10 protein-coding genes and 1 pseudogene are annotated in these 11,848 nt (G+C 69.6%); 5 read left to right on the top strand and 6 right to left on the bottom strand.

The window, feature by feature from the left end:
• Window positions 1–161: 161 nt before the first annotated feature.
• A complete protein-coding gene (locus tag ACFWSK_RS27540) occupies window positions 162–974 on the top strand; it encodes a hypothetical protein (protein WP_383791539.1) in 813 nt (270 codons plus the stop codon).
• 9 nt (window positions 975–983) lie between these two features.
• On the opposite strand, the gene ACFWSK_RS27535 is transcribed toward ACFWSK_RS27540, so the two are convergent.
• Window positions 984–1,742 carry a GntR family transcriptional regulator gene (locus tag ACFWSK_RS27535; protein ID WP_383791536.1) on the bottom strand — a complete coding sequence of 253 codons (759 nt, stop codon included), beginning with the start codon at window positions 1,740–1,742 and terminating at the stop codon, window positions 984–986.
• A 145-nt stretch (window positions 1,743–1,887) separates the two neighbouring features.
• Between ACFWSK_RS27535 and ACFWSK_RS27530 the strand changes: the two genes are divergently transcribed.
• Together ACFWSK_RS27530 and ACFWSK_RS27525 are read left to right on the top strand one after the other, a co-directional pair.
• A complete protein-coding gene (locus ACFWSK_RS27530) occupies window positions 1,888–2,736 on the top strand; it encodes a (2Fe-2S)-binding protein (protein WP_383791533.1) in 849 nt (282 codons plus the stop codon).
• A gap of 192 nt (window positions 2,737–2,928) precedes the next feature.
• On the top strand, window positions 2,929–4,035 hold the full coding sequence (locus ACFWSK_RS27525; RefSeq protein WP_383791530.1) for a DUF2637 domain-containing protein: 1,107 nt from the start codon (window positions 2,929–2,931) through the stop codon (window positions 4,033–4,035).
• A gap of 139 nt (window positions 4,036–4,174) precedes the next feature.
• On the opposite strand, the gene ACFWSK_RS27520 is transcribed toward ACFWSK_RS27525, so the two are convergent.
• Window positions 4,175–4,585, bottom strand: coding sequence for an ATP-binding protein (locus ACFWSK_RS27520; RefSeq protein ID WP_383791527.1), 411 nt, complete (start codon window positions 4,583–4,585; stop codon window positions 4,175–4,177).
• 219 nt (window positions 4,586–4,804) lie between these two features.
• Here ACFWSK_RS27520 and ACFWSK_RS27515 point away from each other — a divergent pair, with 219 nt between their 5' ends.
• Together ACFWSK_RS27515 and ACFWSK_RS27510 are read left to right on the top strand one after the other, a co-directional pair.
• Window positions 4,805–5,110 (top strand): ribonuclease domain-containing protein, encoded by a 306-nt coding sequence (locus ACFWSK_RS27515; RefSeq protein ID WP_383791524.1) that lies wholly within the window; start codon window positions 4,805–4,807, stop codon window positions 5,108–5,110.
• Window positions 5,111–5,222: 112 nt separating this feature from the next.
• Window positions 5,223–5,611, top strand: a pseudogene (locus ACFWSK_RS27510) (barstar family protein).
• Window positions 5,612–5,681: 70 nt separating this feature from the next.
• Here the strand turns inward: ACFWSK_RS27510 and ACFWSK_RS27505 are convergent.
• From ACFWSK_RS27505 to ACFWSK_RS27490, 4 genes are all read right to left on the bottom strand, one after another.
• A complete protein-coding gene (locus ACFWSK_RS27505) occupies window positions 5,682–8,051 on the bottom strand; it encodes a M9 family metallopeptidase (protein WP_383791522.1) in 2,370 nt (789 codons plus the stop codon).
• Between the two features lie 765 nt (window positions 8,052–8,816).
• Window positions 8,817–9,539 carry a GntR family transcriptional regulator gene (locus tag ACFWSK_RS27500; protein ID WP_383791519.1) on the bottom strand — a complete coding sequence of 241 codons (723 nt, stop codon included), beginning with the start codon at window positions 9,537–9,539 and terminating at the stop codon, window positions 8,817–8,819.
• Window positions 9,540–9,821: 282 nt separating this feature from the next.
• Window positions 9,822–10,823, bottom strand: coding sequence for a proline racemase family protein (locus tag ACFWSK_RS27495; protein WP_383791517.1), 1,002 nt, complete (start codon window positions 10,821–10,823; stop codon window positions 9,822–9,824).
• Between the two features lie 64 nt (window positions 10,824–10,887).
• Complete coding sequence (locus tag ACFWSK_RS27490) at window positions 10,888–11,802, bottom strand: dihydrodipicolinate synthase family protein (protein ID WP_383791515.1); 915 nt, start codon at window positions 11,800–11,802, stop codon at window positions 10,888–10,890.
• Window positions 11,803–11,848 lie beyond the last annotated feature (46 nt).

Below are 11,848 nucleotides of genomic sequence, written 5' to 3'. Positions count from 1 at the left end.
CCCGGGGGCTCGCGCGGCGGCGGGGAGTTCCGGTCGATTGTGAAATCTTTCACCTGACATTGTCCGGACCTCTTGGCCCGGCGTGCCATTCCGTGCTGAGATGCGCCCAGACTCAACAGCTCGATGGCGTGCTCGGGGAGGGCAATGTGGCGCACACCGCCATGTCTGGTTCCGGAACGACAGCAGATGACGATCCGCCGCTCCAGACAGCGGTATGGCGACTGCGCTCGCGCGCCTGCTGGACGGATGCGGCCGCTCTGCTCGAACCACATGCGGCCACCGACCCGGCAGCCGCGCTCCAGCGGACCGCGCTGCTGACCGAGCGGTGCCTCTACACCGCCAAGGGCTGGACGGACGCCGAGGACGCGCTGCGCAACGCCGAGGCGCTGGCCCACGACGACGCCGAGCGCGGGGCCGCGGCCTGCGAGCGCGGACATCTGGCCTACGCGTCGACGCTTCTCGGGGTACGGGACCGGGCCGACGAGGCCAGCGTGGCCCTGAGCAGGGCGGCCGCTCTGCTGTCCCCCGCGGCGTCCGGCCGGCCGCTGCTGGACTTCCGCCGGGGCCTGATCGCGCAGAACATCGCCGATTCGCCGGAGTCCGCCCGTGCCGCCTACCGCAGGGCTCACGCGGGTGCCACGGCCCAGGGGGACGAGCTGCTGCTCTCCTTCACCTGGCGCCATCTCGCCTCGCTCGCCCTGCGCGATGGCGAGCCGGCCGAGGCGCGGCACGGCTTCACGGAGTCGCTCCGGATCAGGGAGGAGCTCGGCTACCTCGTCGGCACGGCTCCCGCGCTGATGTCCCTCGCCGACGCCGTACCCGAGCCCGATGCCGCCCGGCTGCGCGCCGAGGCGGGCCGGCTCTTCCGGCTGCTGGGCGGCGTACCCACGTGGCTTGCCCCGCAACTGGAACCGGCGGTGCCGAATCAGGGCCGTCCGCTCGACGACGCGGCGGGGGCCTGGCGGGTCAGGTGACCGTGCCGGTCAGCCCTCCGCGCCCGTGAAGTGTTCCCTCACCAGCGACTGCACGACGCCCAGGTTCTGGGAGATCAGGGCGTCGAGCAGCGCCGTGTGCTCCACGGCGTCCGCGAGAAGGTCGGCACGGCGGGTCGCGGGGTTGCTGACCAGCGGCCACTGGGACCGGCGGTGCAGGTCGTCGGCCACCTGCACCAGCTGTTCGTTGCCGGAGAGCGTCAGGACGGCCCGGTGGAAGGCCCGGTCGCTCTCCGCGTAGCTCGCGCGGTCGCCGACGGCGGCGGCCGCGACCGTGGCCTCGGCCAGCGGGCGCAGGGCCGTCCAGCGGCCCGCCGGGACCGTACGGGCCAGTCGCAGCATGACGGGGACCTCGATCAGGGCCCGCACCTCGGCCAGCTCCGCCAGTTCGCGCGGACCGCGCTCACTGACCCGGAAACCCCGGTTCGGTACGACCTCGACGGCCCCCTCGATGGCCAACTGCTGCATCGCCTCACGCACCGGCGTGGCGGAGACGCCGAACCGGGCGCCGAGCGCCGGGGCCGAGTACACCTGGCCCGGGGCCAGCTCCCCGTCGACGAGGGCGGCCCGCAGGGCGTCCAGGATCTGGCCGCGCACCGAGTGACGCTGGACCGTGCGGGGGGCCGACGGCTCGCTGTGGGTGTGCTCGCCCCGCGCCTGTTCGGGCACCCGCACCGACCGCGGGACCACCGAGGGCGCCGGGGCTGCGTACGACAGCCATGTGTCCTCACGCGCACTGCCCTGCTCCACTGGACCTCCTCGGCCTGCCGCGGGCCAGGCTCGCGTGCGCCATGCCCCGTGTGCACGATAGGCGGAGGAGGCTCCAGTTCAAACATCGACCAGGTCGGGTAAGGTAAGGCTAACCTGCTAACGATCGCGATTCGGTGGTCCCTGCATGACCGTCTCTACGCTGCTCACCGGCACCGCGGCGTCCTCCGTGACCGCTGCGTACGCGCGCCTGGCCGAGGTCTTCCCCGGCCTGCGCGCCGAGGTGCTCACGGAGGACGCCGCAACGCCTTCCGGCACCGGCTGGGTGGGCGCGGCGGAGCTCGCCGGGGGCGGTGCGGCCCTGGACACCTTCCTGGCCTGGGACAACGCACAGGTGCTGCGGGACTATGGGCAGCAGGCCCGCCCGGACGTGGTGGCCAGCTTCGGACTGCACCGCTACGCGTGGCCGGCCTGTCTGCTGGTGACCGTGCCGTGGTTCCTGCACCGCCGGGTGCCGCGCGTCCCCGTCGAGGACGTCTCCTTCAAGCGCGCGCTGGGACACCTGACCGTCCGGGTACGGGAGTTCGCCTGCCTGCCGGACGATCCCGCGGCCTCGCTGCCCGGCGCCCGGGTCGTCCCCGACGAGGCTGCGCTGCGCGCCGAGGTGCTGGACGCCGTCGCGGAACACCTCGGCCCCGTGCTGGACGGCTTCGGACCGCGCATGCGGCGCGGCAAGCGGGCCCTGTGGGGCATGGCGACGGACGAGGTCGTCGAGGGACTCTGGTACATCGCCCACCTGCTGGGCGAGGAGCGCCGGGCGATGGCGGAGCTGGAGCTGCTGCTGCCCGGCACCACCAAGCCGTACGTGGGCACTGCCGGCTTCCGTGAACTGACCGGCCCCGAGGGCGAATCGCTGCCGACCCGCGACCGGGCGAGCTGCTGCCTCTTCTACACACTGCGCCCCGAGGACACCTGCGTCACCTGCCCCCGCACCTGCGATGCCGACCGGGTGCGGAAGCTGACGCCCGTCTCCTGAGCCACACCCCCCGTCCCGGTGACTCACCTTCGAACGTAACCGCGTTTCACCGTACGGTCGTTCGAGAACATTCCGCTCATCCGTACGCCTCGCCACCTCAATGGCGTTCTCTTGCCCCGAAACCGCCTGAGCCGGGCGGCGTTTCCGTCACGATGGCGCCCGAAACGCCCTACGCGACGCAAGGGACCGCGCATGAGACTGACCGACATATCGCTTGACTGGCTGCTTCCGGGCGCCGTACTGCTCGTGGGGGTCATGGCGGCGGTGACGGTGGTCGCACGCGGCAGGCGCGCCGCCGGCAAGGTGACGGCCGACGACAGCTGGGAACGCAGCGAGGACCGCCGCCGGCGCAAGGAGGCGCTCTACGCCACCGCCTCGTACGTCCTGCTGTTCTGCTGTGCCGCGGTCGCCGCCGCGCTCTCCTTCCACGGACTCGTCGGCTTCGGCCGGCAAAACCTCAGCCTCTCCGGCGGCTGGGAGTACCTGGTCCCGTTCGGCCTCGACGGGGCCGCCATGTTCTGTTCGGTGCTGGCGGTGCGGGAAGCCAGCCACGGCGACGCGGCGCTCGGCTCCCGGCTGCTGGTGTGGACGTTCGCCGGCGCCGCCGCCTGGTTCAACTGGGTACACGCTCCACGCGGAATGGACCACGCGGGCGCCCCGCACTTCTTCGCGGGGATGTCGCTCTCGGCCGCGGTGCTCTTCGACCGCGCGCTGAAGCAGACCCGCAGGGCGGCACTGCGCGAACAGGGCCTGGTACCACGTCCGTTGCCCCAGATCCGGATCGTACGGTGGCTGCGGGCGCCCCGGGAGACCTTCGGCGCCTGGTCGCTGATGCTCCTCGAAGGCGTACGCACGCTGGACGAGGCGGTCGACGAGGTCCGCGAGGACCGGCGGGAGAAGGAGCAGGACCGGCTCCGCAGAAGGGGCCAGGAGAAGCTGGACCGGGCCCATATCAAGGCTCTGAACCGGCAGAACCGGGCCTGGGGACGAGGAGGCGGCCGGGGCGGGCAGGAGGTGCCCGCCATCGCGCCGCCCCAGGGTGCCGCACAGGGTGTCGCGGAGCCCGCCATAACGGAGCCGGGACAGCTGCCCCTGCGGCCCCGGCCATCCCTGCAAGCCGTGAACAGCCCCAGCTCCAAGGGAGCCAAGGGCTCCGCTCATCCGCCGAGCGCTCCGGCGCAGACGGCGAGCGGTGACCCCAGGACCGTCGACCTCACCGCCGAGGACGACACGCAGACCCTGCCCCGGCTCGACTCGCTGGAGCAGAAACTCAAGGACCTGGAGCAGCAGTTCGGCTGAGCGCCTCTGGTGGGAGGCCGTGTCAGGGCCTCCCACTGCGCGGTGCACAGCGTCCGGTCCACGCTGTCCGGTGCACGCCGTGCAGTGCACCCCTTGCGTTCACTTGGTGCGGTCACTCGGTGCGGTCACGCCGGCTCGGTCACGCCGGCGAGTTCGCACCGTTCAGTTCGAACCAGACCACCTTGCCCAGCGCCTGCGCCGTGACTCCCCAGGCGTCCGCCAGGCTCCGTACCAGGACGAGGCCCCTGCCGTGCGTACCGTCGTCGGCGTTCGGTACGTACGGCTTGGGCGCTCCCGACATGAAGTCCCGCACCTCCACGCGGACTTTCTCCGGCCCCGCGGTCACGGTGACGACCGCGCCGTGGCGCGTATGGATGAGCGCGTTCGTCACGACCTCGCTCAGGAGCAGCTCCGCCACCTCGGCCGCCTCGGGCTCGGACCGGCTCCGCAGGAACTCCCGCAGTGCCCGGCGCACGTCGCCCACACCTGACAGGTCGGCGTTCCCCAGTCTGCGACACAGCTGGACCGACCGGCCCCCTCGACGCTTCATCGTTTCCCCCGCCCGCACAGTGAATCGACCTCCTTCGCCCCATAACCCCTCGAACAGCTTCACGGGGATGCATGCCCCCGCACGCGGACAGTCACGCGTGTCGACTCGTCAATAAGTGAACAGTGCTCATCTGCAAGGCCGGCCGGGCGGCAAGCACGTTACGTTTTCCTACTTCTCGTTAACTTCCAGGAAATTCAGAGGAGTTGACGTTGACGGAAGGTGATCTACGCGCGTCATCATGGTGGGCATGCGATTCCCCCCACGGAACACACGCAAGCGCACGACACCCTCGATCTGATCGACGCGGGCGGACCCTTCCCGTACGACCAGGACGGCACGGTCTTCCAGAACCGTGAAGGCATCCTGCCGAGTCAGGGCACCGGCTACTACCACGAGTACACCGTCATCACCCTGGGCTCCCCGACCCGCGGCGCCCGCCGCATAGTCACCGGTGAAGAGGTCCGGGAGGACTACTACACCGCCGACCACTACGAGTCGTTCGACCTGGTCGACCACGGCTGCTGACCGTCGCCCGCACCACTACCCCCGGTCCGCGCCGCAGCCCCACCTGCGGCGCGGGTCCCCGGCCCGGCACGGAGTCGGACGGGTACCCGCCACCCACTTGTACGCTCCACACATGACTGTCACCTATGTGATCGAAGGCTCCGAGGTCACCGGCCTGGAGCGGTTCTGGGAGGTGATCGGCGAAGCCGTCAACGGCCCCGGCGGCTACTTCGGCCGAAACCTCGACGCGTTCGCGGACTGTCTCAGCGGCGGAATGGGCACCCCGGACGACGCCGAATTCGTCATCGAGTGGCGCGACCACGCACAGTCCGCCCGTGCCCTGGGCCACCCGGAGACGCGCGCTATCTGCGCCGCACAGCGGAACGCGCCCACCCCACCTCGCGGGTCCGTCTCGAGGCCGAGCTCACCGAGGCGCTGGCGGGCCGCGGACCGACGCTCTTCGACCGGCTGGTGGAGATCATCAGGGAACGGACGGGGCCGGGTTCGCTACGGCTGACCTGATCTGGCCTGACCGGGTGCGGCGAGCAGAGCCGCTGTGCCCGGTCAGGCCGAACCACGGCCGGTACGGGGATCAGTACCGGGTGGAGACGCTCACCCCGCCGAAGCCCTGGGCGGCGTGCAGGCTGATGTAGTGGGCTCCCGCCCTCGGATTCGACACGGTCAGGGTGTGTTCGTTCCCGGCGCCGGTCGCCCGTGAGGTGTACCCGGACACCATCGCCCAGCTGTTGGAGTTGTAGTAGAGGTCGGCGTCGCCCGTGCCACCCGCACTGGTGATCTTCAGCTGCGTGGTGCCCACCGGAATGTAGATGTACAGATAGGCGTAGTTGCCCGCGGTCGCCGTCAGTCCGCTCCGCTTGCAGTTCTTGCCCAGCTGCCGGGTGTCGCCGGCCGTGCACTCCGGTCCCTGATCGACGGGCGGGGTTCCGATGCTGCCGCAGTCCCCGGCCCCGCAGGCGGTCAGCCAGGAGTTCCAGTCTGCGTCGTAGCGGCTGCCTATGGTGGAGGTGAGCAGGGTGCGGGCGGCGTTCCAGTCCCCGCCGCGGTAGAACCCGAGCAGCCTGTCGACGTCCGCGCGGTGCGACTGGAGCATGTACCGGACCGCCAGGTAGCCCCAGTTGTAGATCCGTGTCTGGTCGGCGTTCTCGTAGGTGGTGTCGAAGAGGGTCCGCAGGGTGTAGGTGTGCTTCGCGGCCTGTGCGATTGCGGCGTCATAGGTGACATTGCGGTATGAGTACGAGACGTACTCCGCGAAGCCCTCGACCCACCAGATGGTCGGTGTGGTGAGGCCGGCCCCGAAGTCCCCGTACATGTTGAAGCGGCCGTCGAGGTAGTGCGTGTACTCGTGGTTGAGGTTCCAGATCTGGAACACGGGCCGGACCCACTCGGCCTCGTAGGCGATGAAGCGGGGCTGGTTGCCCGCCGCGGCGGGGTCTCCCTCCAGGTACATCCCGCCGTTGTTGGTGTCGATGCCGAAGATCGCTCCGGCGTAGGTCTGGTAGTCGGTGCTCGAGTCGAAGACGACCACCTCGATGGTGGTGTTGAGGTCGTCGCCGACCGGACCGCCGTCCCTGGTGATGTCGTGGAAGTAGGCGTCCTGGTTGCGCAGACTCGTGCAGCTGGCGGCGAGGTCTGCCGTGGAGACTTCCTGGGCCCTGATGCGGATGCTGTCGCTGCAGGTGTAATCGACGGGCAGGACGGCGCTCTTGAGGCGTTCGGCCAGGTTGCAGGTGTCGTAGTAGGCGCAGTTGGCCCTGTCGTAGTAGTCGGTCATCTCGGCGACGCCGACCCAGAGCGGTGCCGTGCGGCCGGTGAGGGAACTCTTCCTGAGCAGTCCCGCGGCCAGTGGCGCGGTCCTGTCGCGCAGTGACGCCTCCTGGAGGAAACGGCCGAGTTCACGGCCCGCGTTGGAGGTCAGGTACGACTGCTTGGTGCCCAGCAGGTCCAGATGGGCCGAGGCGAAACCGTGGAGGGCGCTCAGCAGGCTGGGGTCGGCTTCCACCGCCTGGACGAACTCGGGCAGTTGATGGCCGCGGAATGTCACCGTGTACACGTTGTTGACCGCGTTCAGCATGTACCAGGAGCTGTTGTACGAGGAGTTGTAGTCCGCCAGCAGCCGCTTGACCACGTACAGATACCGGGCGTTCTGCTCGGAGCTGTCGATCAGCGTGACGGCCTCGGCCAGTGTCTCCCCGTTGGCGTCGGTGACGTCGGAGGAGTGCGAGGAGGCGAAGAAGGCGTCGAGCCCGCCACGTATGGCGGTGCGAAGCGCGGGGCCGTAACTGCCCACCGTCGACGGATCGTAGTACTGAACGTAGTAACCCGCCCTGAGGAAGAGCACCAGCTGTGGCATGCCGGTGCTGCTGTCGCCGGGGTAGGCCGCCGAGCCGTCGCGCAGGGCGTTGGCGATGGTGACCATCTGCGCCTCACGGAAGGCGAGATAGCCGTCGTTCCCCTTCACGCCGAACAGGGTGTTGACACAGTCGGTGGTCGACGACCTGACCTGCTGGACGAGAGCGCTTCCTGTGCGACTGGTGAAGTCGGTGACATTGCACGCGGCAACGGCAGCGATACCGGCCGACTTCGCCTTGGCCCGCGCCGCGGCCTTCATGGAGGGGGCCGGGTGGCTCGGGTCCGCGCTTCCGGGCTGGTCGTAGTCCCGCTCGAGTGCGTCCTTCGAGGCGGACAGGGGGGCGCGGTCCGCGGGCTTCAGGGCGACGCGGTCGGCGTGGTCGGCCTCGTCGACAGGTGCGGTGAGGGCCTCGGCGGTGGGGCCGCCCGGCTCCTCCGCGCGGACCTCGGTCCTGGTCTCGGCCGCCGTGGCCACGGAGGAACGCGGCTCTGCGGCCCGGCTCGGCGCGGAGAGCAGCCCAACGCCGAGGCAGGCTGCCAGGGCCACGGTGGATAGCCCGGTGAATCTCTGTCGAACCAATCGGTTCTTCACGTGCCGCCTCCCAGCGGTGTGTTGGCCGCACGGCGGTTGCGCGGCCGTAGGGGGGTGGAGCGAGAGAGCACTCAAGGTGTGACATGAGCACGACCTCATCTCCTGCGGGCTGTACAATTGCACATGTCACATGGTCATGGAAGATGTCGTGCACACTTCATCTGCGCGACAACTCACCGCCGCGGCAGGCGTGGTGGAGCTATTTCCCCGGTGGCCTTCCTGAGCACGGGACGGGCAACCACACCGCCGCCGCCGGAAACCCGCGTCCAGGGCTACGCGATACACCCGCCCGGCGCGCACGCCCCGGTCTGTGCCAGGACGCAGGATTCACCGCTCCGCGCCTGGGTGCGCGATTCCGCGCCTTCGATCGGACCACCCTGCGGATCATCACCGAAGGGCTCCACGACCGGAGCGAGCCGCGTGCCTCAGGCGACGAAACGCCGACTCGCGGGAGGCCGACTCCCACCTCCCACCTCCTGCACACACCCCGCAGCAGCGGCCACATGTCTGCATGGATGCGCACGACTGCGCCCAGGCAGGCACGGGCCCACGCCTACCTGGGCGCGTACCTGGACGGGTGCCGCAGGAAGGACAGGTACTGACTGTGGGACCGGGCCTGCGCCTCCAGCCCGACAACGAGGCGCCGCTGCCCCGCGCACTGCGCGGAATCGGCCTCAGTATCGAGGCCGAACCTCTTGGTCAGGTCCTACTCGGGGCGCGCCTCATGCCGGCACTGCCACGACCGCGGACCGGCGGCGACGTGCCTCAGGCATCGTCGAGGTCGAGCCATACCTTCTTGTCCGGCGCGGCCTCGGACTCCTCCGCTCCGGGGGCTGCCCACAGCTTTCGGACATGTGACATATGAGCGAGCATGAACGCCTCGGCGCGCGGCCCGTCCCCCGCGACCATCAGGTCGAGGAGCTGGACATGCTCCTCCGCCGAGGCCGTCAACTGCCCGGTTTCCGCGAGCCTGTTGAGCCCAAAAAGCCGTGACCGCTTGCGCAGGTTGCCGACCTCTTCCACCAGTCGGCGGTTTCCCGCCAGGCCGAGCAGTTCGAGGTGGAAGCGCCGGTCGGCCTCCAGGTAGCCCAGAATGTCGTTCGCCCGGGCGGCTTCGACGATCTCCAGCGCGAGCGGCCGCAGTTCCTCCAGCTGCCACGCCTTGCCCATCCGGGCGATGCGGCCGACCGTCGGGCCCTCGATCATGGCGCGGAGTTCGGTGAAGTCGTCGAGATCCTGCTCAGTCAGCTCGGTGATCCGGAAGCCCTTGTTGCGTACCGCTTCGACCAGGCCCTCCCGGGCCAGGTCGAGCATGGCTTCGCGTACCGGAGTGGCCGAGACCCCGAACTGGGCGGCGAGCGCGGGAGCGGAATGGATCGTGCCCGGACGAAGGTCCCCGGCGATGAGGGCCGCTCTCAGTGCATGCGCCACACGGTCACGCAGATGCTCCTGCGCCGAGATCACGTTGAGCGACGTCAGGCGGGCCATGTGTTCCTCCAGCACAGTGCGGAGTCGCAGAATACAATGGCACGTTGGCGTTCGGACCTGCCGCTTCCGAGCTGTGGATATCACGCTCCGGCATGCGCGTTCCGGTGAACCGCCGCCGCCACCACAAGGTCCTCCCAGCCCATTCCGACGCTCTTGAAGGGGCCGGGGCCTTCCGGCGGAGGCCAGATCCCTGGCAAGGTCGGGACGGGTCACCAACTCCGCCAGATCGGACGCGATGCCCTCGGCGGCGAAAGTGCGCCCGGGGTCCGGTACCGGGCAGGGTCACAGCAGGAATCCTTCGGGGAAGGGATCGGTCGGGTCCAGGAAGAACTGTGCGGTCCCGGTGATCCAGGCACGACCGGTCACGGTCGGGACGACTGCGGGAAGGCCCGCGACCGCGGTTTCCTCGACGAGCCGCCCGGTGAACGAGGTGCCTATGAACGATTCGTTGACGAAGTCTGTGTTCAGGGGGAGTTCGCCCCGGGCATGGAGTTGTGCCATGCGCGCTGACGTGCCGGTACCGCAGGGCGACCGGTCGAACCACCCGGGGTGGATGGCCATGGCGTGTCGGGAGTGCGCGGCGTCCGATCCGGGTGCGATCAGCTGCACGTGCTTCAGTCCGTTGATGTCGGGGTCCTCCGGGTGCACGGGGCGATCGGTGGCGTTCACCGCGTCCATCAGTGCGAGTCCGGCCGCCAGGATGTCGTCCTTGCGGCCACGGTCGAAGGGGAGACCGACATCGGCCAGCGGCACCATCGCGTAGAAGTTTCCGCCGTAGGCGAGGTCGTAGCGCAGCGTCCCGTACCCGGGAACGTCCACCTTCCGGTCGAGTCCGGCGCAGAAGGCCGGCACGTTGGTGAGGGTGACTGAGGTGGCCGCGCCGTCCTGTACGCGCACGTCCGCCGTGACGAGCCCGGCCGGGGTGTCGAGCCGGACCGTGGTGACAGGCTCGGTGACTTCGACCATGCCGGTCTCCACGAGGACGGTGGCCACGCCGATGGTGCCGTGGCCGCACATCGGCAGGAAGCCGGAGACCTCTATATAGAGGACGCCGAAGTCGGCGTCGGGGCGGGTGGGTGGCTGAAGGATCGCACCGCTCATGGCGGCGTGCCCGCGCGGCTCGTACATCAGCAGGGTGCGGACGGCGTCCCGGTTGTTCTGGAAGTGGCGGCGCCGCTCCGCCATGGTGGCGCCGGGGATGGTTCCGATGCCACCGGTGATGACGCGGGTGGGCATGCCTTCGGTGTGTGAGTCGACCGCGTGGAAGATGTGTCGTGTCCGCAAGGGTCCCCCTTGGTGATCCGTTAGGGCTGGATGCTCTGCATCGCCTGCATTGCGGGTCCGTTGGTCAGTTCATGCCCTCGGCGAGTGCCTTCTCCGTCGCTGCGCGCACCGCGGCAGCGGACTCCGGCGGCAGCGGGAAGCGCGGCGGCCGTGTGGGTCCGCCATGGCGCCCGACGACATCCATGGACGCCTTGATCGCCTGCACGAACTCCGGCTTGGAGTCCCAGCGCAACAGCGGGTGGAGCTGACGGTAGAGGGGCAGTGCCGTTGCGATGTCACCTGTCACGGCGGCTTGGTACAGCTCAACGCAGCTGGCGGGCAGCATGTTGGGGCACCCGGCAATCCAGCCGACGGCGCCTGCGAGCGCCAGTTCCAGCAGCACGTCATCGGCGCCGACGAGCACATCCAGCCCTGGGGCCTGTTCGGCGATCTCGTAGGCCCTGCGGACGTCGCCGCTGAACTCCTTGACCGCGACGATGCTGTTCTCCTGATGGAGCCGCGCCAGCAGACCGGGGGTCAGGTCCACTTTGGTGTCGTACGGATTGTTGTACGCGACGACAGGTATCCCTACCTCCGCGACGGCGGCGTAGTGCGCCCGGACGGCAGCTTCCTCGGACTTGTAGCCGTTGGGGGGCAACAGGAGGACCGATTCCGCGCCGGCCTCCGCGGCCCGCTCGGCCCAGCGCCGGGACTCGTCGCTGCCGTAGGCGGATACGCCGGGCATGACCCTGGCGCCATCGCCCGCCGCATCGACAGCAACGCGGACGACCTGGTCCCGCTCCTCGTCGGTGAGGGTCTGGTACTCCCCCAACGAGCCGTTGGGCACCACGCCGTCGCAGCCGGCGTCGACGAGACTGCGGACGTGCTCACCGTAGGCATCGAAGTCGACGGAATGGTCGGCGCGCAGCGTGAGGGGGGTGGCGACCATGACGCCGTGCCAGGGGCGGGTGCGGGGGGCATGGAGGCTGTCTGTCTGCATGAAGACTCCTTGGGAGAGATGTGACATGTCACTGTGCGATTGAGGG

Source organism: Streptomyces sp. NPDC058620 (assembly GCF_042717135.1).
Taxonomy (GTDB): Bacteria; Actinomycetota; Actinomycetes; order Streptomycetales; family Streptomycetaceae; genus Streptomyces.
This window is presented reverse-complemented; position numbering and strand designations above follow the sequence as displayed.